18 protein-coding genes, 1 tRNA gene and 1 pseudogene are annotated in these 26,274 nt (G+C 35.5%); 10 read left to right on the forward strand and 10 right to left on the reverse strand.

Annotation, left to right across the window (positions count from 1 at the left end; genetic code table 11):
- Positions 1 to 1,196 precede the first annotated feature (1,196 nt).
- The 3 genes from HWX04_RS05600 to ettA all read right to left on the reverse strand — a co-directional run bounded on the left by HWX04_RS05600 (position 1,197) and on the right by ettA (position 7,119).
- The gene (locus HWX04_RS05600; RefSeq protein ID WP_175869208.1) at positions 1,197 to 1,577 is read right to left on the reverse strand and encodes a hypothetical protein; all 381 of its coding nucleotides are present in this window, start codon (positions 1,575 to 1,577) and stop codon (positions 1,197 to 1,199) included.
- Positions 1,578 to 3,913: 2,336 nt separating this feature from the next.
- A complete protein-coding gene (locus HWX04_RS05605; protein ID WP_175869209.1) occupies positions 3,914 to 4,852 on the reverse strand; it encodes an ArsR/SmtB family transcription factor in 939 nt (312 codons plus the stop codon).
- A gap of 617 nt (positions 4,853 to 5,469) precedes the next feature.
- Complete coding sequence (ettA, locus tag HWX04_RS05610) at positions 5,470 to 7,119, reverse strand: energy-dependent translational throttle protein EttA (protein WP_175869210.1); 1,650 nt, start codon at positions 7,117 to 7,119, stop codon at positions 5,470 to 5,472.
- Between the two features lie 163 nt (positions 7,120 to 7,282).
- Here ettA and HWX04_RS05615 point away from each other — a divergent pair, with 163 nt between their 5' ends.
- The 3 genes from HWX04_RS05615 (at position 7,283) to HWX04_RS08830 (ending at position 8,692) form a co-directional block, all read left to right on the forward strand.
- Entirely contained in the window at positions 7,283 to 7,819 is a 537-nt protein-coding gene (locus tag HWX04_RS05615; RefSeq protein WP_175869211.1) for a hypothetical protein, read from the forward strand.
- Positions 7,820 to 7,865: 46 nt separating this feature from the next.
- Positions 7,866 to 8,474, forward strand: coding sequence for a bifunctional nicotinamidase/pyrazinamidase (gene pncA / locus HWX04_RS05620; RefSeq protein WP_175869212.1), 609 nt, complete (start codon positions 7,866 to 7,868; stop codon positions 8,472 to 8,474).
- 95 nt (positions 8,475 to 8,569) lie between these two features.
- Positions 8,570 to 8,692 carry a hypothetical protein gene (locus tag HWX04_RS08830; RefSeq protein WP_281356848.1) on the forward strand — a complete coding sequence of 41 codons (123 nt, stop codon included), beginning with the start codon at positions 8,570 to 8,572 and terminating at the stop codon, positions 8,690 to 8,692.
- A gap of 171 nt (positions 8,693 to 8,863) precedes the next feature.
- On the opposite strand, the gene HWX04_RS05625 is transcribed toward HWX04_RS08830, so the two are convergent.
- Positions 8,864 to 9,913 (reverse strand): DUF475 domain-containing protein, encoded by a 1,050-nt coding sequence (locus HWX04_RS05625; RefSeq protein WP_175869213.1) that lies wholly within the window; start codon positions 9,911 to 9,913, stop codon positions 8,864 to 8,866.
- A gap of 354 nt (positions 9,914 to 10,267) precedes the next feature.
- On the opposite strand from HWX04_RS05625, the gene HWX04_RS05630 reads away from it, so the two are divergent.
- Together HWX04_RS05630 and HWX04_RS05635 are read left to right on the forward strand one after the other, a co-directional pair.
- Positions 10,268 to 10,807: a helix-turn-helix domain-containing protein gene (locus HWX04_RS05630; RefSeq protein ID WP_175869214.1), complete on the forward strand. Its 540-nt coding sequence runs from the start codon at positions 10,268 to 10,270 to the stop codon at positions 10,805 to 10,807.
- A gap of 380 nt (positions 10,808 to 11,187) precedes the next feature.
- Complete coding sequence (locus tag HWX04_RS05635) at positions 11,188 to 11,367, forward strand: YegP family protein (protein WP_139413477.1); 180 nt, start codon at positions 11,188 to 11,190, stop codon at positions 11,365 to 11,367.
- Positions 11,368 to 12,103: 736 nt separating this feature from the next.
- On the opposite strand, the gene HWX04_RS05640 is transcribed toward HWX04_RS05635, so the two are convergent.
- Positions 12,104 to 12,415 carry a hypothetical protein gene (locus tag HWX04_RS05640; protein ID WP_175869215.1) on the reverse strand — a complete coding sequence of 104 codons (312 nt, stop codon included), beginning with the start codon at positions 12,413 to 12,415 and terminating at the stop codon, positions 12,104 to 12,106.
- Between the two features lie 1,317 nt (positions 12,416 to 13,732).
- Here HWX04_RS05640 and HWX04_RS05645 point away from each other — a divergent pair.
- A complete protein-coding gene (locus HWX04_RS05645) occupies positions 13,733 to 14,047 on the forward strand; it encodes a helix-turn-helix domain-containing protein (RefSeq protein WP_175869216.1) in 315 nt (104 codons plus the stop codon).
- On the opposite strand, the gene HWX04_RS08630 is transcribed toward HWX04_RS05645, so the two are convergent.
- On the reverse strand, positions 13,971 to 14,153 hold the full coding sequence (locus HWX04_RS08630) for a hypothetical protein (RefSeq protein ID WP_246257479.1): 183 nt from the start codon (positions 14,151 to 14,153) through the stop codon (positions 13,971 to 13,973). The two genes, HWX04_RS05645 and HWX04_RS08630, sit on opposite strands and share 77 nt — an antisense overlap.
- 1,351 nt (positions 14,154 to 15,504) lie before the next feature.
- A tRNA-Ile gene (locus HWX04_RS05650) sits at positions 15,505 to 15,581 on the reverse strand.
- 171 nt (positions 15,582 to 15,752) lie between these two features.
- On the opposite strand from HWX04_RS05650, the gene HWX04_RS05655 reads away from it, so the two are divergent.
- Together HWX04_RS05655 and HWX04_RS05660 are read left to right on the forward strand one after the other, a co-directional pair.
- On the forward strand, positions 15,753 to 16,484 hold the full coding sequence (locus tag HWX04_RS05655) for an SIMPL domain-containing protein (protein ID WP_175869217.1): 732 nt from the start codon (positions 15,753 to 15,755) through the stop codon (positions 16,482 to 16,484).
- Positions 16,485 to 16,688: 204 nt separating this feature from the next.
- The gene (locus tag HWX04_RS05660) at positions 16,689 to 17,426 is read left to right on the forward strand and encodes an SIMPL domain-containing protein (protein WP_175869218.1); all 738 of its coding nucleotides are present in this window, start codon (positions 16,689 to 16,691) and stop codon (positions 17,424 to 17,426) included.
- A 30-nt stretch (positions 17,427 to 17,456) separates the two neighbouring features.
- On the opposite strand, the gene HWX04_RS05665 is transcribed toward HWX04_RS05660, so the two are convergent.
- From HWX04_RS05665 to dnaG, 3 genes are all read right to left on the reverse strand, one after another.
- Positions 17,457 to 17,915: a YcgN family cysteine cluster protein gene (locus HWX04_RS05665; RefSeq protein WP_175869221.1), complete on the reverse strand. Its 459-nt coding sequence runs from the start codon at positions 17,913 to 17,915 to the stop codon at positions 17,457 to 17,459.
- Between the two features lie 599 nt (positions 17,916 to 18,514).
- Positions 18,515 to 20,530 carry an RNA polymerase sigma factor RpoD gene (rpoD, locus tag HWX04_RS05670; protein ID WP_175869222.1) on the reverse strand — a complete coding sequence of 672 codons (2,016 nt, stop codon included), beginning with the start codon at positions 20,528 to 20,530 and terminating at the stop codon, positions 18,515 to 18,517.
- A 403-nt stretch (positions 20,531 to 20,933) separates the two neighbouring features.
- A complete protein-coding gene (dnaG, locus tag HWX04_RS05675) occupies positions 20,934 to 22,871 on the reverse strand; it encodes a DNA primase (protein WP_175869219.1) in 1,938 nt (645 codons plus the stop codon).
- A gap of 134 nt (positions 22,872 to 23,005) precedes the next feature.
- Here dnaG and HWX04_RS05680 point away from each other — a divergent pair, with 134 nt between their 5' ends.
- Positions 23,006 to 24,217 carry a mechanosensitive ion channel family protein gene (locus HWX04_RS05680; protein WP_175869220.1) on the forward strand — a complete coding sequence of 404 codons (1,212 nt, stop codon included), beginning with the start codon at positions 23,006 to 23,008 and terminating at the stop codon, positions 24,215 to 24,217.
- 70 nt (positions 24,218 to 24,287) lie between these two features.
- Positions 24,288 to 25,980, forward strand: a pseudogene (locus HWX04_RS05685) (Na/Pi cotransporter family protein).
- Positions 25,981 to 26,274 lie beyond the last annotated feature (294 nt).

The raw sequence follows: 26,274 nt of genomic DNA on the forward strand, positions 1-26,274 counted from the left end.
GTTAAACTTATAGCATATTCAATAAAATGATATATTCTATCCATTTATGTTATTGATGTTATATCAAGCAATTTTTATAGTACAAAAATAGCGATTTAAATAGATATAATATTTTTTACAGATGATAATTAAATTCTTGATTGAGATCAATTTCATAAAGCAATAGAAACAGGACCATCTTTACCGAAGATTCTCGATATCGCAAAAGTTTCACAAAAAATAAAAAAAATCATCAATGTTTCTCATGCGCCAATAAATGCCCGCAACACTCTTTATCCCCAATAAACCATCGACCAAAGCCGCATGCCAAACCAATCTCTCATCCCACCATTGTGCATAAAAAGCTCATGAATATACCAAACCCCTCATACTCTTTACCAATTCAAAATATTGCAACAGCCAGCCTTTGGTATTTTAGATAACTCAAAGAAGCTTTTCACTTCCTTCTAAAAGGGCTTTTATCCACAAGAGCCTCTTGCTTTGTGTTATGTAAAAAAGAGAATTTCACAACACTCGAGATTCTAACTTCACATATAAAATAAGAACTTAGAAAAAAATCATACCCCTCTTTGTTCCTACAACAAAGCTTAACGATTATTTTTTTCTGTGTTTTTAAATTCGCGAAAATGCAATATCTTCAAAGCTTTTTGAAGGAAAATGGACCTCTCATCCTCATCTAAATATTTTTTGCTTTATCCCAGATCATCATCGTATCAGCCTTGCACCTTACCTTGAGAAATCATACAAGTGTATCAACATGCTAAAATCCGAAAGAGAAAAAAGCTCAAGCCTTTTAAGAACTTTCTATCCTCCCTATCAAACAAAAAATAACGGACATATAAAATGCGCTTAACGTATTTTTTTACAGCAATTCATGCCCTTGCTTTTCTATACAAATGAGTACTCTCAGATTATTCTCACTCTTTATGAAAATACTATCTTGATTGAGCTGTTTTTTTATTCCTTTTGTCATCCTAGCCATTGATAATGCAATTAACCTGACGTAATCTCAATGAACTTGTGACCACTCTTGCAATAATCGCAACCCTCATTTTTATGTTCTGATTGATTACCTTTTTGGTAAGATAAATTTTGCTCATTATCTTACGAATTGCTTATTTTCCTCGCGCTTTTCAAAATTTCACGAAAAGCTCTGCCTCTTAAAATGAAATCTAAAAGCGCGACTTTTAAAATAGTTAAAAATAAGCATTCGCAATAGAAGGACGAGATATCGCTTTTAAGAGAGCCGTAGCAACAGTTTCACCAAACTTGTGAGCCTTTTCACGGCTCTGACCACTTTCAGAAGCAAATAAAACCGCATCACGACGCACTTGCTCAATAAATAACTCTTGCTGCTCAGGACTCATCTTAGAAAGATGCACAATAATATCTGGAAAAGCCATCGCCCATCTCTCTAGCAACAACTCCTCTGTTACCTCAACCTGCTGAGAAGAAGAAGAAGAAAGATAGCCGGAAAAAAACTTCTGAACAGTAACACTGTGAGGCGCAAAAATGCCAACGGCAAAAATAAGAAATACAAATAAAATAAAAGCAATACGACTGGAGAAAAATCCCATTATCTCTTACCTAAAGATTACAGAATCAAACACAGATTTTCTTTATAACATCCAACGATTTCTCAATAAAGAAAAACTCTCATCATTGAAAATGAACACGATAACACTAACCACTCAATGCACTCTTATCCCCCTAGCACTACATGCTTACAATAAATATAGCTTACGCCTTTTAGGCCCTAAGAACACCTTTTCAGGCCCTAAAAACAATTTACAAAAAAACCTGACTGAGGAAACCCTCAGTCAGGCCAGACAATCTAGGGGATCCACGCGGGGGGGGGGGGAGGAGGTTCCCCGATCGTCTTTTTGCATCAACCACTAAGATAGCCAATGCAATATTCTTGCTATGAAATAAAATGCTTTAAACAACAAGAAATTCTTATCATATTCTGCGCAAAAAAACACAAAAGAATTATAAACTGTTTAAAAATGGTGAAATTTAGGCAAAAAAATTCAAAATGACCCAATTTGAAGCAATTTTATTTCAACAGGCATCAATCAGAATCTATAACCATCATAATTTTTATAATAATTTCTTTCACAACTTTGGTGCTCATAATTAAGAAAACAAATCATCTGCGTTATATTCACCCTATAAAAAATAGATTCAGCAGAATCACTTGTCTAACGGCGATCACCACAAAAGAAAAACGTCGCCTTTAAACCTTGTACAATAATAGCCGAAACATCTGTTCAAAAGGACAGATGAATTATTTAAATAAAAACAATAAATTATATGGGAAAAATCTTATCTATCTTCATGAAAGCTTCTGAAAATGATCCTTTAAAAATATTGTCAAATCTCTTGACTGCTAACATCAATAAAGAATTCAAACAGCTCACGAAAAAACGAAAACTCTGAAGGTATTTATTTCGAATCATACCCGATAATCATTCTCAATAAAGATAAACTATCTTACAATAGCCAACAAATCGCCCTATGCTATCATAACGGAAATGATGAAGCAGATATTTCTTTTAATCTTTACCCCTTATTTCCCCTTAAACTGTCTGCAAAATGATAAATAAAACAATTTTTGCGTTCAAAAATTGCCATGCTCTTTTGACATATTAAGATATTGATTCTAATGATTATTGGTCATTTTTATATTAAACACCCGCCCCAATCTTATAAGCATCCCCTATTTTAAATCTTCTGATATTGCATCAATCAAAGCCATACCTATCGCATATCATAAATAAGATTAGCATATAGATAAAAACGACACAATATTGAAAATCGGAAATAGATGATCATGCCAGCTTACAACTTTTATTTAAATGAAAAACAATGCTGCCCTATGAATTTTACGCTACATCATCCACGAGCTACACCATAAGATGCGCACATAAGCAAAAAAAGAAATTCACTTTTGGCAAAAAAATAGGCTTATTGAATAACCCTCAAGACTTTTTATGATAAAAGGATAAAAGAAAAGCCAGATGCATTATAATTGTTATTTCACAAAATATTTTATAAAACTCGCTATATCTCTCTAATCCATAACCAATTTATGAGTAATTATACGATATTATCTACGATAAGTTTTATTTTTCTATAGCTTGTAAATCAACATATATTCCGAATATAATAGTATGTTTGAGACAAAGATTAAAGCGAATGAAAGCGTTGTGAGCCGTTCCAGCTTCAATAGGCAAAACGAGGAAAAAATATTGCATATATCTGTTTGAGTAATCCTCAAGCTAGAAAAGCACTTAATTTTGAAAGAATAAGTAAAGAGTAGAAACCAGTTTCTATCTTTACCATCACATCACCCGTTAATATGCTTTTCGGCTTTTAAAAACATTCATATCTTTTAGCGCATTGCCCCGGGTTTTTGCTTTTCTCATTCTTTAATGTTTTCCCTACAAAAGACTCTAAGGCATTTCTCATCCATGCCCTTGTTTTAAAATTCTGTTTCACCTCACCTCTTGGTTCTCTTAAAGAGATAACTTAGATTGGGGACCACTATCTTTGCCATTTATGAAGGTACAGACCACCATCCCATTATATTGCAGCCGCTCTTTATATTGAGAAAATGCATGAAAGGTCTACTTTCCTTTTCAATTATAATAGAAAAACATTGGAATTGTAAAAGATAAATGATCTTTTAAAATCAATTTATTGATTAATTAACAATATGATATCAAGACACATTAAATGAAAATCCTCAGAGCTTTAATCTATAAAAGTTCCTTACACAGCCTCTGCGCCCCTATGAAACACCAATACCCGCATATAAAAAAACAATAACTTTCCAATGATTGAATAAAGTTTTATCTCTGCGCTATTCCTTGAGAAAAATTAGAGAACAAAGCACATTAACAAACGCGATTTATGCAAAATCTATTTGTTTATCTTTGATATCATCAACCAATAAACGTGGATCACGAGCAAGCCAAAGTATCACCATACACGCCTCACTGTTTTTATTTTGTATAGGAGTAAGACAAATCGTTTGTTCTAAAACAAAACCCACATTTTTAAGCCATTGTTCTATTTGTAAAGCCGAAAATCCAAGATTCATATGCGCTTGATCAGAATGTGAAGCTTCAACTTTATGATAACAAAAATCCACAATCAATAAACGCCCATGAGGACGCAAAACGCCTGATATCTTATGAAAAACCATTTCAGGGTTTTCAAGAAAATGTAAAACCCTATGAAGAATGACTAAATCAAAAGTTGTATCTCCAACAGGCAAGTGCAAAACATCACGATCAAGCACGACTTCAACCGCATGCGTATAAAGATCAGAAAACAATTTTAAGACAGAATCTCCACCCATTCCAATATTCAGCATCGTTTGAAATGGCTTATCGCCCACAATTTTAAGTAAAGCATTTTCCACATCACGATCTGCCCTATAAGAAGATCGTAAAACATCCCATTGCGACATATTTTGTAAGAAATGCTTCTTCCTCGTTTTTTGACGCTGCTTTTTTATACCCTTCAAACGCTCTAAATCGTGCGCTAACAACATATCATGCTTTGGCAAAGCCGAAAGCATGCTCATCACAATGTCTTTACCCCAAAAATCAGGACAAAGCTTAAAATAAAGATAACCTCCCTTCTGATAACGCTCAATCAATCGTGCTTCGTACAATAAATGTAAATGTCGTGATATACACGCTTGCGACTGATCGAGAATAAAAATAAAATCTTGGATTGTTAAATCTTCATGATGCAAAAGTCTGAGAACACGTAAATGGCTCACTTCTGCGACCGCTTTCAGCAGTATAATCATTGCATCTAAACTTGCACTTTTTTTCATAATTATTCCTTAAACCTTCCTATAAAGATTTGTTTATAGGAAAAAAAGTCAAGCATAATGTGCATACTCTGATCTATTTCGTTCCCGCAATTTTATCATACTATGAAAAAAATAGACTACTGTAAAAGATGAACAGATCTTATCCCCTTGCTCATAAATAATTATAACACATTTATTTATAACGATTATTCATCATTTTAACTTAAATAAAAGGCTAAAGTATCGTAATTTTTTCTTATTTCAAACCTATTCATGAAAGATGAACGAAATGTCTCTTATAACGATCTCAAAACAAAAATTACCCAACATGAAGAGAGAATAAATAATAGAATGGTTTAGCTTGTTGCTTTTTAAGTAAAGACGCTCATGCTCAACGACCATGGCATCTGGAGAACAGCACTTTCCATAAAAAGATCTCCCTCTTCATAGTAATTTTACAAGCAAGAACAGCGATATATCACGAGCAGAATGGCTTTATTTACGTCATCATCTCATAAAGACTCTCTCTATTTCCAATGAATAAAAACTTCCACGGAATACATACGACTTTATTAATGAATATCATAAACACAAAAACACACTATTTCCCCAATAAAGTTCCAATAAGATAAAAAATTCTAGCGTGTAAGAGGCTTATAATTTGCATGCTTTGGGTTAAGGGGGACGGCCCCACGACGGCGAACTTTATCAGCCTCATATTCAGCAAAATTACCTTCAAACCATTCCACATGGCCATCACCTTCAAAGGCTAAAATATGTGTTGCCAATCGATCAAGAAACATACGATCATGCGATATAATCACTGCACAACCAGCGAAATTTTCTAATGCATCTTCCAATACACCTAAGGTTTCAGTATCAAGGTCATTTGTCGGTTCATCAAGAAGAAGCACATTTCCGCCCGCTTTTAGAAGTTTTGCCAAGTGGACGCGATTGCGCTGCCCGCCTGATAAATTTGCCACCTTCTGCTGCTGATCGGTCCCCTTGAAATTAAAAGCCCCGCAATAAGCACGACTATTCATCTCATATTTGCCTAACTTAATAATATCATTTCCACCAGAAATCTCTTCCCAAACAGTTTTATCCCCTGCTAAAGAATCGCGGCTCTGATCAACATAACTCATGTGAACTGTTTCACCGATCCGTATTTGACCTGAATCGGGTTGTTCTTGTCCCGTCAACATTTTAAACAAAGTCGACTTTCCCATACCATTAGCCCCAATAACGCCGACAATGCCCCCAGCAGGAAGTTTAAAAGAGAGAGAATCAATCAACACACGTTCGCCATAAGCTTTAGAGAGATGATCAACTTCAATAATAACCTGTCCTAATCTTTCTCCAATAGGAATAATGATTTGCGCCTCTCCAGGACGGCGCTCACGTGCCGCCTGAACCAACTCATCATAAGCTTTAATCCGCGCTTTTGATTTTGCTTGACGGCCTTTTGGACTAGAAGCAATCCATTCTTGCTCACGCGATAAAGCACGTTGACGCGCAGCCTCTTCACGACCTTCTTGAGCCAAACGCTTAGCTTTAGCCCCCAAATAAGCAGAATAGTTCCCCTCATAAGGGATACCTTTACCGCGATCTAATTCTAAAATCCATCCCGTAACATTGTCGAGAAAATAACGATCATGGGTTATCAAAAGTACAGCGCCAGGATATTCACGCAGATGCCTTTCAAGCCAAGCTGTCGTTTCAGCATCTAAATGGTTTGTCGGTTCATCTAAAAGCAACAAATCAGGTTTTGACAAAAGCAATTTACAAAGCGCAACACGCCGCTTTTCACCCCCTGAAAGTTTTGTCACATCTGCTTCAGCTGGCGGACAACCAAGAGCAGCCATCGCCATTTCCACTTGACTTTCTAAATCCCAAAGATTCTGACTGTCAATAATATCCTGAAGCTGTGCACTTTCATCAGCCGTTTCCTCGCTATAATTCATCATCAATTCGTTATAACGCTCAAGAATGGCCTGTTTATCTGCAACACCTTCCATCACATTGCCACGCACATCTTTGCTTGCATCAAGCACAGGTTCTTGTGGTAAATAGCCACAACGCGCTCCTTCAGAAAGCCATGCTTCTCCAGTATATTCTTTATCTAGCCCAGCCATAATGCGTAAAATAGTCGATTTACCTGCACCATTTGGTCCTAAAATACCAATCTTCGCATCTGGATAAAAAGACAAATGAATATTTTCTAAAATTTTTTTAGTGCCGTAAGACTTGTTGAGCCCAGCCATATGGTAGATAAATTGACGTGCCATAAACTTCTCTTTTATATTGTGCGATATTAAAGATTAGGATTTTGAAAAAACTGCTTTCGCTTTTTGAAACTGTACAGTAAATAGAGCTTACATCATCTCAAAAGCTTTTCGCTTTAATATTGGTACATTTTTTCTCATCTCACAAGCCCTAGTATGGTTCTAAATGCAAAAAAACATCCCCTCAAAAAGCAAAAAGCAAATCTTTTTAGCTGTACCTGAAACGTGTTATCAAACATTACCCCTTTTTTCCATACCAGATATAACATTATATTTTTATCGTATTAAACCAACCTATCAATGTAATATAGAACCAAAAAGAAAAGTAATTCTCTATGCGCCTTCTTTTTTTGCTTTATGGGCTTTATATTACGCAGTAAAAAATCCCTCCCTTTTTTCATCGATTTTTTGTTACGGAAAACAATGGACTTCACCGCTTGCCTTGATGTGGCTTAAATTACGTTTACAAAACGACCAACGCCTTATGGGATCTGACGTCCCAAGCCCAATGATCATGAAAGCTTTGCGTCAACATGTCGCAACAAATAACAGCAGTGCACTTCCCATTGGTACGTGGTTACACTTCGTAAAAAACTATAGAATGAATTGTAAAAACTTATCTATCCCCCTCTTTTGCCTTGATAATTGTAAAAATAAGCTCAATATTCAGCAAATCATTTCAAAACTTCAAGACGAAATATAGCTTTTAAAAAATACGATAAAAACTCATCTCCTATAGGAATATATTTATGGAAAAAAAAGCCTTAATCGTCATTGATGTTCAAAATGACTTCTTACCCGATGGAGCACTCGCAGTACCACAAGGTGATGCTATTTTACCCGCCGTCAATAATCTCATTCATCATTTTGACCACGTTATCTTAACTCAAGACTGGCACCCCAAAAACCATTGTAGCTTTGCTTCCTACTATCCTGAAAAAAAACCCTATGACACCATTAATCTTGACTATGGTCCGCAAATACTTTGGCCTGATCATTGCATACAAGGAACACAAGGCGCAGAATTTCATCCATCTCTCAGAGTGGAAAAGGCTCAACTTATCCTTAGAAAAGGCTATAATCAAAAAATGGATAGCTATTCTGCTTTTCTTGAAAATGATCAAAAAACACCAACAGGTTTACAAGTTTATCTCAAAGAACTTGGTTTTACCAAGCTCTTTATGTGCGGCTTAGCAACAGACTTTTGTGTTGGATTTTCTGCTCTTCACGCCATACAATGTGGTTTTAACGTCAGTGTTTCATTAAATGCCTGCGCTGGTATTGATGTAAACGAATCCCTGAACACGATGCTTAAAACGATGAATGAGGCTGGTATCGAACTGTTAATGGTCTCCTAAAATATAGTTTTCTAGCAATCTATTATAAGATACTGATTTATAAGAAACAAATTATTTATTTTCCTATTTAAATGAGAGACCAGAATAGAGTAAATATGGAAATAAAAATCTTTCAAGAAAGCAGAAAAAATGCTTCTTATGAAGAATTAAATACAGGAGCTGTCGTCGTACTGAAAGCTGATAAAAAGTGTAGCGCCTGTTTGCACCTTATTATTTAAGTCCAATCTATCCAAGAGATTTTATATTGCTCCCTTCATGGAGAGAATTATGCCATGGATTTAACTTTAAAACAAAGACGCACATAAGTAAAGACAAGAGCTTTTTGTTTTTCGTAAAAGACCTATTCTATTAAGGATATAGGATAAACAAAAGCATGAAGTTTCCATTACTTAAGACGCAACATGTTTATCCAATTGACGACGCTTAAAACGAATTGAAGAATACAATGCCATTCCAATAATACAGACTCCCACCAGTCCTGTTAAGACTTCAGGAACCGATATAATCGTTTGCAGATACATAATCACGGCAAGAACTAAAATTGCATAAAAAGCACCATGCTCCAAATAACGATAATGCAACAATGTCCCTGATTCGACTAACATAATTGTCATAGAACGAACGTAAAATGCACCAATACCAAGACCAATTGCGATAATAAAAAGGTTGTGTGAAAAGGCAAAAGCACCAACCACACCATCGAAAGAAAAACTCGCATCAAGAACTTCTAAATAAAGGAACGCCCCTAATCCCCCTTGTGTTACTGTCGTCAAAGTCTTCTGAGGAGCATCCAAGAGATGACCAACAGCTTCAACAGCTATAAACGTTAAAAGCCCATAAAGGGCTGCTAATAAAAAAGTGACTTTATCTTCCGCAACAATCTGCCCTGACACGAATAAGATCAAAATCAAAACAATTGCAATATCAATCCCAACAAGCGCTCCCAATTTTTGAGCAGGTCTCTCTATAACATTAAGCCAATGCACCTTTTTTTCAGAATCAAAAAAATATTTTAAGCCAACCATCATAAGGAAAGTTCCTCCAAAAGCGGCAATTCCCATATGCGCATCGGTTAAGACTTCGGCATATCGCTGTGGTTCCCCTATTGCTAATTTAACTGCCGCAATTGGATTAATCCCAACAGCAACGACAACCAACAACAACGGAAAAACAATCCGCATCCCAAATACAGCAATCAAAATACCCCATATAAGAAAACGACGACGCCATAACGGATTCATTCTACCAAGAACACGTGCATTGATAATAGAATTATCAAAAGATAAAGAAACTTCCAAAACCCCTAAAACACAGCAAATAAAAAAATATTTAAGAAAACCAGTAATGCTTCCCGTTTCAAACCAACCAATAGCCCCTCCTAAAAAGACACCAATAATCGTGAAAAAAAAAGCAAACCCAAAATAGCGTAATAGGGTCATGATCATTCCTCAAACTTTATTTTCTAATTCACCTACAGCACACACATAGTGTAAATCAAAAGCTTGTATTTCTTTAAAGTTGCATCTCTTAATGCAGAGGTGTATAGAGTATATATGGTAAAGTTACATGAAAATTTTCTCAAAAAAAGCAAGAGATAAATGCAGCAAATAGAGAATTTTGTTGTAAAATGAATATTAACCGTCAATACAATAGAGTTGAGAGATTATTTTTTACCGATTAATAAGAAAAATTAAAACGATAAATATTGACATTATGTCATAGATTATTAATACATAGTGTGCTTTTATTATTTAATGATTTATACCATGATGATTTACTGAGGGAGATAATTCGTGGCACGTCCTGAAACTGAATCAAAAACCATATTTGGAAAGCGTTTACGTTATGTACGTCTTGCTTTAGGCGATCCATCACGTGAAACCTTAGCTAAAAGTTTTAGCATGACAAAAAATTCTATCGCTTTTTACGAGCGTGGAGAAAGAGAACCCAATCTTAGTGTCTTACAAACATACCGCACGTTATATGGAGTCAACATTAATTGGCTTTTAACCGGACAAGGAAAAATGTTTGACGCCGAATATACAAAAGGGGATTTTGACTGGAATTATTTTATAAAAAAAATTGAGGGACTAGAAGAAACACTTGCCAAGTGTGATCGTAATGAAAAACTAAATCAAGAAAAAATCGACAGCTCTTATGAAAAATTGCAACAATATTTATCAAGACAAGGGTTATCAAATGGTCTTAACCCTAAAACTGCAACCTCTCTGATCGATATGAAAGCCAAAATGGCTAATTCTTATACCCTTAGCTTATTCATTGATTTACTCATTCGAAGCGTATCCAAAAAAGAAGTTATAGCTAATCAATAAATGTCTATTTAAAAAATAAGAAATAATTAAGCGCTACCAGTATGGAGAAAAACATTTTTCCTTTGTCCATACTGGTGGAAGTTTGTGCCCTCTATAAAATTTACTTCTGCATAAAGAAAAATATTTTTATTATAAATAGACATATAGTGTCATTAAATTAAAAAAAATAATTTTATAGTATAAAATTCTCATACACATGTTATTGACAAGAAATTTTTTCTTGTTAAAAGAATAATAGCTCTCATAGAAATTTTTTTAAGGTCAGAAAATTTAAGGGGAATATATTGACGACTTCCTATAGAGACATACATTAGTATTCGTAAATGGGTTAGTTGAGTATTTATCCTGAAAATTGTCAGCTATTTTATGAGGTGAGAAACATGTATTTTGAGGTGTTTCAAGGAGTTCACAATCAGTGGTACTGGCGTTTAATCTCAGGAGATGCACAAAAAATTGCTTTCTCTAGTAAAGGATATCCAACAAAACAAGATATCTTAATGAATATTGAGCAAATCAAAGAAATTACCCATAAAGCTCTTATTAAAGAACTGCAATCTTAACGTTCTTTACCATTAAGATAAGAGTTTAGTTTGTATAATGATTTTTGTTACGTTTTTATAATGAATAAAAGGTAACTGATTTTTTCTCAATGGAAGAAATTTTTTTGTGTTATTTTTAACAGGTGTAAGGAACAGTTAAATTTTCGCGCAGCAAATCTCTCAAGCCTTGTGTATTTTCATCAACAAAACGCTTATGACGAGAAAATAAACCACAAATTAGGAATGTGATTGCTTTTCCAGAGATCAATATTTTTTACGTTCATCTTCCTATTCTGTATTGGATCATCATGACAGACTTATTTCCTTCGTCTTCATAAAAAACAAATATCTCTTTCTTTCTATTCCCATGTAATTTTTTATGCTTATTCCTTGAAACTATCACACCATTATAGCTAAAACCTAAAAGGAACGCACAAAATTGTTTTTTACGATAACATATAAATCACCATAACAATTTCTGAATCGTCTAGATCCCCTTTTTAATACTCTAGCATAGCTATAAAATAAGGTATCATCATAAACTTTTATTTTATCGCCAACGATTACTTTTCTATCAACTCTAACGATTTTATAAATTATAGATCAGAGTAAACTTAAATATTCTCTTCCAAGACAATCTCTCCACGAACACCATAATGTGCTTCATGAAAGTCTATCTCTCTCTCATTATTCCCAATCTTTCTACTCCATCTCCAAATCCTTTAATGCATAAGTTCGGTACAAAATATGAAGATAATCACTCTTTATCATTTTCAGATTTAAGCACTTTTTGATATTTTTTTTCGTTTTCTTGATATTGCCTAATTTGTTTTTTTAGTTTTTCAATTGCTTGATCGCGTCTTTTAATCACCATATTTTGCTCTCTAATAGCTCTATCTCGTTCTTCAGTCATCTTCATAGAATCCCTTAAAAACTCATGCTTTATCCTTCTGGATTCCTCTTTTAGAGCTTTAATTTGACTGCAATAATATAAAGAAAACCGAAATATAACCCCACTGAACAACAAAACAACAATTATTGCTCCCAATAAAATTTCGTTTACACTCATTTTGATCTCCTCTCATTGCCGCTCAAGTAATCATCTTAAGAAATTTGTTTTGATTCATCTTTCATCAAAAAAGAAGGCAATAAACTACATATTCCAAGTGCAAATAATCGCCATCGACATTCTTATTTTCTCCATTAAACATTGATAAATGACGCAAAAAATACTCTGAAAGCGGCGAAATACACACGCTCACACCAATTATCTGCGACATATTTATTGATCCAAAATATAAAAAATAAGGAACTTCCAACAAAACGAACAACGTGATAAAATCAATATACGCCTTCGCCAAAACGTTCTTGTCTTCCTCTTTTACGCCATGTGGAATATGGGCGGTGGAAGTTTTTTCATTATTACAAAAAATCTTCAGTGCCACAAAACACAGATTTTCTGTAAAATTTTACCTTCCCACAAATTTTTACATCACCACAAACCAAAGCATTATTATAAACATGAGCCTTTCTATATTCATAAGTATCCCTACAAACTTCAATATATTGAGCCTTCAAAATTGACCTAAAACGACTACATTAGTATAAACATATGCCTCTCCACTCATATTCAAATGACAATAAAGTTTTCCCCTCTCGTAAACATGTAAATTCTTCCCCCCTAGACGACTATATATTAGCCTATTGTCATAAACAAAAATGTCACCGTAAACACAGACTTTATTATAAACTATCGTATCATCAAAAGCACACCCATCTTTATAGGAGCATTGGCGCGTGTATCCCATTCCACCAAAAAACCACCTTCGTGCCCGAAATTATTTTTGTGTTCTATAAAAATACCAAAATCACTTTTTTTGATATTTCCAAAGTTTTTTTAACATACACATACGACAGACTATCTGATAGTGACCTAATTTATTACAATAAAAGAGAAATGGACATTTTAAACCTATGAATTTATGTTTTTTTCTACAACCACGATCTTGTCTCTTAAGGCTGTAAAACTTCGTTATATGCTCACATACCAACTTAATGCAGAATTTTTACAAATGCTGATGTTGGGGTATATCTTGATTTATAATGCTGCTACGTATACTATCACAGTGAAATCTTATGAACACACGCGTGCGTATCACCGTTTCTGGTATACGCGCTGATTTCTTTACAACCGTGGAACTAAAGAACCATTTTTATTGATTCGAATCTAAAAGTGTATGGGGACATTTTGTTATTAGTTAAAAACAACTCTATATGCTTCATTAGCGAAGAGCTATGCATGGATATTTTCACGCTCCTTGTATCATATATTCTGGATTCGCGACGCAATATTAACGCTATAGCGTAAATGTGTAAAGGTCTAAAAATGACAAAGACTGAAAAAGATTGGTTCCAACGCTTAATTGAATTGATAAAAAGTGACGGACGGACGATGATCGAAATAAGCAGAGCAGCAGGCTGTGGACAAAACTATGTCCAACAAATGATAAAAGGAGGAAAGAGACCTTCTGTTGATAAACTTATGGCTATTCTAAACACTCTCGGAAATGCTAGCGCCATATATGTCATAACTGGCTTCAACATCTCCGATGAAGACTTAAAACTTATAGCTTTGATTTCGTCTGGAAATAAAAAGAAGATTGAAGCTTTAAATGTCCTGTTGAATGAGAAGCAGTTGTAGAATTTTCCACTCTATCCAATATCGCTTGCTTTTGAGATGTCGACAAAGACTCCCATTTCACAATAATATCCGATAAAGCCGCCTCAAATTTTTCATCATTCTTCATAGTCACACTCCGTATTGTCAAACTATATAACGCTAAAGCGTTTAAACATATCTCATACCTTAGAAAAAAATATTTGCAATAGGCAGTATGGAAGCAATTGTGTACAAACTTATTTTATAAAATCAGATAAAATTCTATGAGTTATGTACCATGGTGAAAAAGAAAGCATCGCTCGATCCAAACCTTCTTATGAAAATTGGTATGATCTATCAACAACGCGGATAATGTTACGCAAATCTTGTGATTCGAACCAATAACAAATTAATGTGAAAATATCCCTGAAGATACTCCTGAACTCTTTATAAGAGAACATGAAAAGGCTTATTTTAAAAGAAAAATATATCACAATTTTATTCTACACAGCACCATTTAAGTTTTTTAAACAATATTGCAAAGCAAGAATACAACAATGTTATAGGAAGAAGTCCTTATAAAAGCTGCCTCCCTTAAAACCCTGTAGCGCATTTACAAGGCAACCTCCCCTCTAAAAATACTCTTTGAATACTGATTCTCTATCATGAATAAAAATGGCGACGTAAAAAAATAAAATGAACCACCACCTATGATCTCCGTACGTAAGGATGTAAATTGTATATAGATTTACAACAAGGAAGAAATTCTCTCACATACATAAAAAAAATACGATATTTGAACAAGAAATGTACTTCTTTCAACAAAAATCATTGCCCTGCCAATCATTTTGCAGAAAAGAGAAAACTCTTTTCACAATCAATACGAGAAAATTTTCGTAATACAAAAAGAAAAGGTTTACTGAAATACTGCCAAGTCCTTATAAGAATAAGATCCAAAAAAACAACGATTGATCAAATTCTTAAAAAAACTCCACCGTCCCTATAAACAATACCTTTCAAAAATCAGAAAAAACTTTTTTCTTGGAAAAAATATCAAAAAGGCAAAGATCATTCAAAGAAGGCGGATTTATACTCACTGTTTTTCGGGACATTGGTTATGAACAAGCATAACGTTTAGCGTTGATTTTATAGGGATCAATCCATTTGTAAAACAAGCATAAATAAACTCATCTCATAAAGCATTAACCTCCTGCTTTATGAAAAACATCACACAGAAAAAATAAAAAAACAGCATATGAATTAAGAATGTAAGCAGCAATACAGATCGAATTAATCCAGATGTTCCAATATTACAAATGAAAACATTTCTTTGACGAGACTGAACAATATATCATCACTGTATATATTAAAATGAATGATAGAAAAAGACTTCAACAAAAAAATTTAGAAAAAGCGAAGAGATAAATCAAAAAAACGAAGGAAATAGAATCTTGAAAACTTTACTAAGTTATTCATTTTCCTCTTGGATAATTCCCTATTGGTGGGCCCGGAGGGACTCGAACCCCCAACCAAGCGGTTATGAGCCGCTGGCTCTAACCAATTGAGCTACAGGCCCTACATAGGTGGTCTTTCTTTAAACTAAAATGCTCTATGATACAAGAGCTGACCTAGGTTATAACCCATCTTTTTCGCTTTTCTATTGTTTTTTTTTCTAGTACCCTAAATTTTTTTACAAGAATTCTCAAAAATGAAAAAATAATAAACGGATATCTCTAAAGGAATAGATATGATAAAAATAATTTTCAAGCCATTGAAGTATTGTAAAGTTAAAATAGCTATAATGGCATTCGCACTGCTCGCCACTTCATTCCCCATACACGCTGAACAAAGCAAAATGAAAAACGCTACAATTGAAGTTGTTGCAACTGGCGAGAGTTTCACAGCACCAGATATGGTGACTATCGATCTTGCCGTTGTTACAGAGAAAAAAACCGCCCAAAAAGCTTTAAACGCTAATAATAAATCTATGAATGATATTGTAAACACTCTTAAGAATAATAACATTCATGCAAATGATTTACAGATATCAGGATTATCGCTTCATCCATTTACCCCAGATAATCATCAAGAAGAAAAGAAGAATGAACAACTTTATCGTGTTACAAATTTTTTAACAGTACATATTCGTGACCTTGCCAACACTGGTAAAATACTTGATCAAATAATAGCTCTGGGCGTTAACAAAATCGATGGTATTAACTTTACCAATGCCGATCCAAATCCATTCTATAAAGAATCGCGTAAAAAAGCTATCGTTGAAGCCATTAAAAAAGCTGAAACCATAGCGCAAGCAGCAAATGTAAAATTAGGAAAAATTATTAAAATCGTTGAAGATAATTTTCACCCAATGCCCAACCTTACATATCAAGCACTAGATGGAACCTATAAAGAGACAACTCTTTCAGAAGGTCAGCGAGGTTATTCTGTCGCTGTTACCGTCACATTTTCTATAGACTAAATCATGCAATACCATCAATTATTGTATAAAATAATCATATCATTGACCTCCGCACAAAAGATCCATGATATGATGGGATAAACTTCCTCAGATAATAATTCATCGTCGTAAACCTCTATTGGTTTTTTTAAAAGCGCCCTAATTTCTTTACAAGAACTCTCAAAAGTGAGAAAATAGTAAATTAATAAATATAAAGGACTAGATATGATAGAGAAGAAAATTCAGCCACTAAAGAGTTATCTGATTAAGATAGCTACTATGATAGCATTCACACTCTTAACCGCTTCAGTGACAGCCCATGCTGAAGAAAATAAAATGAAAAATGCAACGATTACAGTAACCGCGATCGGAGAAAGTCAAGCGACACCGGATATGGCAATTATTAATCTAGCCGTTGTTACCCATGACAAAACCGCTCAAAAAGCATTAGCTTCCAATAATCAATCAATCAATGATATTATAAAGGCTTTTAAGGACAATGGAATCCAAGCGAATGATTTTCAAACATCAGGCTTGTCCATTTATCAGTCGAACCCTGATAAACAACAAGACAAAAAGAACGATGAAAAGCTTTACCGTGTTTCAAATTCTTTAACTGTACGCATTCGTGATCTTTCCAATGCTGGTAAAATATTTGATCAAGCGATGGCACTGGGTGTTAACTCCGTGAATGGTATTATTTTTACCAATGCAGATACTAAGCCATTTTATCAAGAAGCACGGAAAAAAGCTATTTCTGAAGCTATTGAAAAAGCAAAAACAATAGCGGAAGCAGCCAATTTAAAACTAGGAAAAATTCTTGAAATCACTGAAGATGAATCCTATCGTTCAACACCGCGTCTCATGAGCAGAGTAGCAGATGCAAGCTACGCAGATACGAATTTTGCAGGTGGTGAATTAAATTATAATATCAATGTCACCGTAGTTTTTGCTATCGATTAAAATCACCAAGGACTGTCTAAAACAATTATATCACTGGCTTTCGCACAGAAGACCAGTGATATAAGTGAGATAATCTTCTTCAGATAATAATTCGTCTTCGTAAATCTCTATGTGTCCGCGCACAGAAGCGTGTGCTTTATGCACCGTCTGAGAATCTCCTGAGACCAGTGGATGCCACCATGGAAGATCTTTTCCCTCATAAATTAATCTATAGGCACAACTTTTTGGAAGCCAACGCACCGTTTTAACTGTTGTAATGTCTAACGCTATACAATCTGGTACAATTGATTTACGATGAATATAATCGCGACACTGGCAAGTTTCCCCATCTAACAGACGACAAGCAATACTGGTTGCATACAAATCACCCGTATCATCCTCAACTTTGTGGAGACAACAACGACCACAGCCATCACAAAGGCTTTCCCACTCAGAGAAGGAAAGCTCTTCTAATTTTTTGACTTTCCAAAAAGGAAGTTCTCCACTCATAAACTCAAGTACACCTTTTTTCATTAAGACGATCGATAAAAAAGAAAAAATTAAAAGTTTAATTTCTATAATTTCATCTATTTCTGCCTCTTAAAAAGATTCAACTCAATGCGTATTTCATACAATTTTCTTAAAATTAATCTGAAGAAAAAGGGTGTATTCAAAAAATAGCGCATATAAATGAACATAACCCATTGAAAAGCCCCTTTGTAAACTGACAAAGAATAAAATACGTCCCCTAAAACGATAAAATAATTTTGCAAAGAATACACTTTTTCATCAAAAAGACAGTACGCTGCATGATAAATTTATTCTTGAAATATCTCATTTTTAAAAAAACGAACCGCTTTAGGCAAGATAATGCTTTATCGCTCTTCTTGAAAGTCCCTCCCTCACCTCTCAGCTCCATAACCACTCTTTGCCTATATCTGTTCTTTTGAGACAGAGAAGTACAAACCCTCATCGCTACAAAAAACGTTAAATATCGTAAACTTTCTAGATTATTCAAAGTTTTCTCAAAAAAATATCCAAATACACAGTAACAAACCTCCCCTCCATACAGAAAAAGGGAAATGATTAAAATGCACCAATTCTTTTATTTAAGAATCGAGAAAACTGCGTAATTTTCGTGAGCGACTAGGATGCTTCAATTTACGAAGTGCCTTTGCTTCAATCTGACGAATACGTTCTCTTGTAACTGAGAACTGTTGTCCTACTTCTTCCAAGGTGTGATCTGTATTCATCCCTATCCCGAAACGCATCCGCAAAACACGTTCTTCCCGTGGTGTTAATGAAGCAAGAACGCGTGTTGTCGTCTCACGCAAATTTGCTTGGATAGCAGCATCAATGGGTAATAGTGCATTCCTATCCTCAATAAAATCACCCAAATGAGAATCATCTTCATCACCAACAGGCGTTTCGAGTGAAATAGGTTCTTTTGCAATTTTAAGAACCTTTCTCACTTTTTCTAACGGCATAGAAAGCTTACTAGAGAGTTCTTCTGGTGTCGGCTCTCGTCCAATTTCATGGAGAATCTGACGGGAAGTACGAACAATTTTATTAATTGTTTCAATCATATGAACAGGGATACGAATAGTGCGTGCCTGATCCGCAATTGAACGCGTAATAGCCTGACGAATCCACCATGTTGCATAAGTTGAAAATTTATAGCCACGCCGATATTCAAACTTATCCACAGCCTTCATCAAACCGATATTGCCCTCTTGAATAAGGTCAAGAAACTGCAAACCACGATTAGTATATTTTTTTGCAATTGAAATGACCAGACGTAAATTAGATTCAACCATCTCTTTTTTCGCAATTGTTGATTCGCGCTCACCTTTCTGCACCTGCATAACAATACGGCGAAATTCACCAATCGAAATAGCCGTTTCTTGCGCGAGATTTTGTATTTCACTTCGCAATTTTTGAATTTCTTTTGCTTCACGCTTTGAAAATTCTTTCCAACCCGGTGCAGGCAAAGTGGCAATATAATTCATCCAATCTGCATCCAATTCACGCCCTTGGTATTCTCTTAAAAAATCTTCATGGCCAATACCATAACTATTCGCAATTCGTTTCAGTTTACCTTCATTATGAATCAATCTCTTGTTGATGTCATAAAGCTGTTCAACCAAAGCTTCGATACGATTTTGATTCAAAGAGAGAGATTTTACGGCTTGAATCAACTCACCCTTTAATTGAATATATCTTTTCTTTTGAGACGCTGTAAGAGCTCCCTCTTTACGCTCTGCCAAACTGCTTTCAACATGCTGATCTTGTAATTTGCGTAATTTCACATAGGTTTGAGCAATAAAATCCAATGTTTCCATAACTTGAGGACAAAGCTCTTTTTCCATTGCTGCAAGAGATAAGTTTACATCATCATCGTCTTCTTCATCATCATCTTCAATGCTTTTTTCTCCTATATTTTCTCCCATATCACGTATACCAGAAGACATCTTTTCTTCTTTTATCTTATCAACTTCACTTCGCTCAATAACAGGAGCTTGCTTTGCTTCTGGACCAGCATAAGTCGTTTCAAGATCAATAATTTCACGAAGAAGAATGCGCTGTTCTTTTAACTCATCACGCCAGATAATCAGGGCCTGAAAAGTCAAAGGGCTCTCACAAAGTCCGGCAATCATTGTCTCACGCCCTGCTTCAATACGCTTGGCAATGGCAATTTCGCCTTCTCGTGACAGAAGCTCAACAGCTCCCATCTCACGTAAATACATACGCACCGGATCATCCGTACGATCTGTTACTTCGCGCTTATTCGTTGTTGTTGCAAGTGCGTGGCTAGAGGCCTCTACTAAGTCACCCCCCTCTACCGTAACTTCGTCTTCATAATTTTCAGACTCAACTTCATCCTCATCATCAACGACATTAACCCCCATTTCAGAGAACATCGCCAAGATATCTTCAATTTGTTCGGATGTAACCTCGTTGGAAGGAAGAACGGCATTGAGCTCATCCATCGTGACGTAACCATTTTTTTTGGCAAGTTTAATCATTTTCTTGATGGCATCATCAGAAAAATCAAGAAGAGGACCATCCAAACTCGCTTGGCTTGTTACTTCCGCATTATTTTTCTGTTTTACCTTTGTTGCCATACCATAACTCCACTCGATCACTTCATAGTTTCCATGTAATCATAGTTTCCCTGTGACCAGCTTTTTTGTTCTCACCTAAATTGACCAATAGTCTCTCATATATACTTCCTTTTAAGAGATTACTATTGGAAAGAATACATTTTGTATATGCCTTTACAGCCAGATAAACTTGTCATCCAGACAAAAACGCGGGAAAACTCCAGAAGCTTCCCCGACACCTCTCAGCCCTTCTGAGATAATCTCTGCACCTTATCGTAAGAACCAATTTCCCGCTTTTCCTAAAATTCATTCTAAAATTTAATTATCATCTTTATGAATCAACTGTCATCTTTATGAAAATGTCACTCCACATATAACGTCCTCATCTAAAATTTAAGTGACTGATTCGCATTAAAAAAGCGAATCATTTTATCGTATCTTGTGTATTCCCGTCTATTTTTTCATCTAACCAACTTCCAAATCCTTCAATTAATGCTTCTGTTGCCTGCATTTGCTCCAGCTCATTTTTTATCTCACGAAGCAGCTCAAAAACCTCACTCTTAGGATTTTCTACAAGTTGCTCTTCAATATCCTGTAATCTCTTATGTAGGTGGTGTTCCTGAAGATGCAAGTAGACAGCTTGTTTTAATATAGCACGTGCATCTTCTATAGGAGCTCCTCCAAAGATAATACGCATACCAATATTTTGCACAAGATGTTTCATACGCTCTAATAAAGCCTTTTGCCCTTTTTTTTCTAAGAGCGCGACCATCGTTTCTTTATCATGAAGCGGCTGATTCCCCAGAATTTCCAACATCGTTTGGTGAAAACACATCAATTGTGTATTTTTTAATTCTAACTCAGAGAGAATTTCAAAATTTTCATGCCATAACTCAGGATAGTAAACTAAAGTGATTAAAATCACGGCTTCACGTAAGGGAATAGCTTGCGAAGAATTTCGTACTATTTCAGAATTTGCTAACAGAGAGAAGGATTGATCTTTAAAGATTCCATTGTGTGAAGTCTGTTCATATCGCCCTCCCCCTTTCTTTTTTGAAAAAGAAGGACGAAAAAAATCAAAAAGGCGTTTTTTTACATCTTGCAAATAATAACGACGGACATCTTCATCCTTAATTGTAAAAATTTGCTGTTTGAGTTGTTTTTCGAGCGCCGCTCGTGTCTCTGGTGTTTCAAAATGCTTTCCATAGGTAGCACGCCACCATAAAAGCTCAATTAAAGGAATTGCTTTTTGCAAAAAAGAAGAAAAAAGCTGCGCACCACCAGCACAAACAATTTCATCAGGATCTTTTCCTTGTGGCAACAAAACAAAGCGGACACAAACCCCAACCTTTAAAAGAGGCAATACCCGATCAGCAACGCGAAAAGCAGCCTTTAAACCAGCATCATCACCATCAAAACACAAAATGGGCTCCTTGCCCATCTGCCATAAAAGCTCAATTTGTGTTTCCGTTAATGCTGTCCCTAAGGGTGCGACAACTCCTTTAAAACCGGCTTTAGTCAATGCAATAACATCCATATACCCCTCGACAACCAGAAGTGAATGAATTTTTTCATCGCCAACAAAACGACTATTTTTGCGAGCCGCTGCTGCATTATAAAGTATATTTCCTTTATGAAAGAGCACTGTTTCAGGACTATTGAGATATTTTGCTCGTGTTTCTTTCTCTAACGCACGCCCTCCAAAAGCCACCACACGTCCGCGCAAATCTTCAATAGGAAACATAATGCGATTTCTAAATCGGTCATAAGAATCCGCACTCTCCTCATGCACTGTGAGAAGTCCACATTCTTCCATTTGCTTTATTGAAATACCACGGGCACTTAAAGCTTCTTTCAAAGCTGTACGCCTTACCGGCGCAAAACCAATTCGAAAACGCTCTATAAGTTTTTGCGTAACACCACGTGCATCCAGATAACGACGTGCCTGCGCGCCTCCTTGATCGCGTAAATGATATTGAAAAAAATCTGTAGCAATTTTCATCACATCATAAAGGTCAGCTTTTTCCATTTGACGTTGATGACTTTGTGGATCCAAAACGGGTAACTTCATTCCTGCAAAATCAGCCAAACGCTCAACACTTTCTGAAAAGTGTAATCCATCAAGCTCGCACAGAAAGGTAAAAATATCGCCGCTTACACCACAACCAAAGCAATAATAACGCCCTTTATGATCATCACAATGAAAACTGGGCGTTTTCTCACCATGAAATGGACAACAACACCAAAAATCTCCCCGTGAAGGCTTACTTTTTCGAGGATCAAAGTTCACCCGTTGACCAATCACTGTTGAAATTGGGAGTCTACTACGCAGTTCATTAAGGAAATCAGGCGGAAAACGCATTATCTCTCACAGAGTTTAAAAATTCTTTTTTGCATATTTAACGACTTTAGAGCATAATTCCAAGACTTCCTCTTAAGCAGTTGTAAAATTTTAATCTCTTGACTGCTTATAATTTTAGAAATGGAGAGTAAAAAGTGATCGAATTTATTGTTCAATATCCGTGGTTAGAAGCTACTTCTTGGCTTATTATTCTTACTATAATTGCCCTTTTAATCAACTTTGTAGGACGAAAATTACTCATTCACGGAGCAACAAAGCTCTCTTCTTTCCTCCCCAGTAATACAACGACCGATATTAACAATGCTATTCAATACCTAGCGAATATCATCTCAGCTTTTATTATTTCCGTCGGTGTTAATTTTATACCAACATTACCCGATGCATTCAGCACTATCATCGATAATGTTGCCAATGCCTTCATGATATTTTTTGTTGTTCTGACAATTTCTGCCTGTCTCAATATCATTAACATCCTTTACGAACAACGACCAACAGCACGACTAAAACCAATAAAAGGCTATATTCAAATTGCTAAAATCGCACTTTTTGCGATTGCAGCAGTTTTAATGGTCGCCATATTAATTGACCGCTCCCCTCTTATTCTCTTCTCCGGTCTTGGTGCAATGGCCGCAGTTCTCATGTTAATTTTTCAAGATACACTTCTTTCTCTTGTTGCTGGGATTCAAATTTCATCCACCGATATGGTTCGTGTTGGTGATTGGATTGAAATTCCCAATCTCGGTGCTAATGGTGATGTTATTGAAATTGCCCTTCATACTGTTAAAGTTCAAAATTTCGACAACACCATTACCTCAGTTCCTATCCGTAAGCTTGTGACCGACCCTTTTAAGAATTGGCGAGGAATGCAAGAATCTGGTGGCAGACGCATCAAACGCTCCCTTTTTATTGATCAATCAAGTATCCATTTTCTCACAGAAGAAGAACAAAAATATCTTTCCCGATTTAATTTATTAGAAAATTATTTCACACAAAAAAGAGCAGAAATTGATCAATGGAACGCTCAATTAGATAAAAATCATGATGTTGTAGCCAATACGCGCCGTTTAACCAATATTGGAACTTTTCGTGCTTATGTTTTTGCTTATCTACAACAGCATCTCAACATCAACCCCAATATGACCTTTATGGCTCGACAATTACCCCCTACAGAAAACGGTTTACCCTTGGAAATCTATTGCTTTACGAACACCACCGTTTGGCTAGACTATGAACAAATTCAAGGTGATATTTTCGACCACCTTTATTCTATTCTTCACTGTTTTGGTCTAAAGGTTTTTCAAAACCCAAGCGGACATAATTTTAATCAAGTATTAAAAGCAAAGTAAAAACAATTACCTTCAATTTATCAATTTTGAGTTAACCATATTCATAAACAAAAGAGAAAGAAAAAGTATCATGAATGGTTCATTGGTACTCCTCCATCTTGCTGGCGCTGTTTCTTTACTTCTCTGGGCCATACGCATGGTACGCACAGGAATTGAACGCGCCTATGGTGACAGGCTTAGATATAACATGCGCCACGTCATTTCAAAACCATTGTTTGCTGTAAGTTTTGGTCTTTTTACAGCGACAGTTTTACAGAGCTCTACAGCCATAACGCTTCTCGTTGGTTCTTTCGTTGAATCTGGTTTTGTCTCTGGAGTAGCAGGACTTATGGCTGTACGTGGAGGAGAATTAGGATCAGCACTCGTTGTTAAAATTCTTACCTACGATCTCACAGTTGTTGTCCCCCTTTGCCTTTTAATTGGTACGTGTATCTTCATGACAACACAAAAACGTGAGTGGCGCCAAATAGGACGTATTGTCATAGGTATTGGTCTTTTGCTTTTGTCTTTACAAATGATCAGTACAGCGACAGAACCTTTGCGGGATAGTGAAATTTTGCTGAGCATCATTCGTTACCTTTCAACCGATCCTGTTTCAACTTTTTTGTTAGCTGCAGCTTTAACCTATCTCTTACATTCTTCCATTGCAGGAATCATTTTGCTGGTGAATTTTGCCAACTATGACCTTATCCATACACAACTTTGCGTTGTCATGGTTCTTGGTGTCAACTTTAGCTCTTCTCTTATAGCACCACTTTTAACACGCAACGCTTCTCCGAATACCCACCTCGTTCCCTTAGGAAATTTACTCATGCGTGGAGCTGGTTCAATCCTTGTGCTGATCTTATTTCTATCTTTTCAACCACCCATCACATGGCTTGGTAATAACGCGCCTACTCAAGTGATTAACGCCCATATCATTTTTAATGTTTTCATTCTCCTAGCTGGCATACCGCTTTCAAAATGGGTTTTAAAATTGACCACTCAAATCGTTCATATGAGTATAAAAAAAACGCAAACCGATAAAACGCTTAATTTATCTAATCAAACAGCTCTTGATGATAGCGTTCTTGAACGTCCAGCTCTAGCGCTCTCGAATGTCATGCGTGAAGGTTATTCATATTTGTGATCTTGTCGACATCATGCTAGAAAAAGTCATGGGACTTTATGAAAATCCTGATCCCAATATTATTGCTGAGCTTAATCAACTGAACACCATCTTAGACAAAAAACATATCGCCATTAAACTTTATCTTGCACGATTAGCGGGACAAAAATTATCGGATGAAGAAACTTTTCAAACGCAAGAACTTTTAGGCGCCTGTATAAAATTAGACCAAGCAGGCGATATCATTATTCACAACATGCTAATGCTGTTTAAAAAGAAACAACAAAAAAATCTAAAGTTCAGCAGTGAAGGCTGGGATGATCTCCTTCGTTTCCATGCCATTGTACTGACCAACGCGCATATCGCATTTAATGTTCTTATCTCCCGTGACACACACACCGCACATCTATTGATTCAAAAAAAAGATCAACTACGAAACTTAGAAAAAGAGATGAGTTTAAAACATTTTAAACGCTTACGTGAAGGAGATCTCAAAAATGTAGAATCATCCAGTCTTCATCTTGATACTGTCCGCGACCTCAAACAAATTAACTCTCTGTTGACCTCAATGATCTACCCTATTTTAGAAGCACAGGGACTTCTTCAAAGTTCGCGCCTACGCAATCCTGCTGAAGAACAGACCCAAAAATCTTAAACTTTTAAAATCAACCAAACAAGAAACACATCCCATAAATTATTCAATTTTGAACATTCAAATATCTTGCTCAAAATATTGATTTATAAAATATTTTAGACATTTTAACTAAATTCTCTTCAATAGTGTAAATTTCTTTCATTTTTAATCTATTCATAATGAATTTCTCAAAATTATTCGCTTGCACTTCTACAAGCGATTCAGCAATGTAGAATAAAGCTCTTAAAGAAAAAATGTCTCACCTTCTCAAAGCAAAAACTGTGTTATATAAAGCAACAGATTGATTTATAATGA

Source organism: Bartonella gabonensis, from assembly GCF_903679515.1.
GTDB lineage: Bacteria > Pseudomonadota > Alphaproteobacteria > Rhizobiales > Rhizobiaceae > Bartonella > Bartonella gabonensis.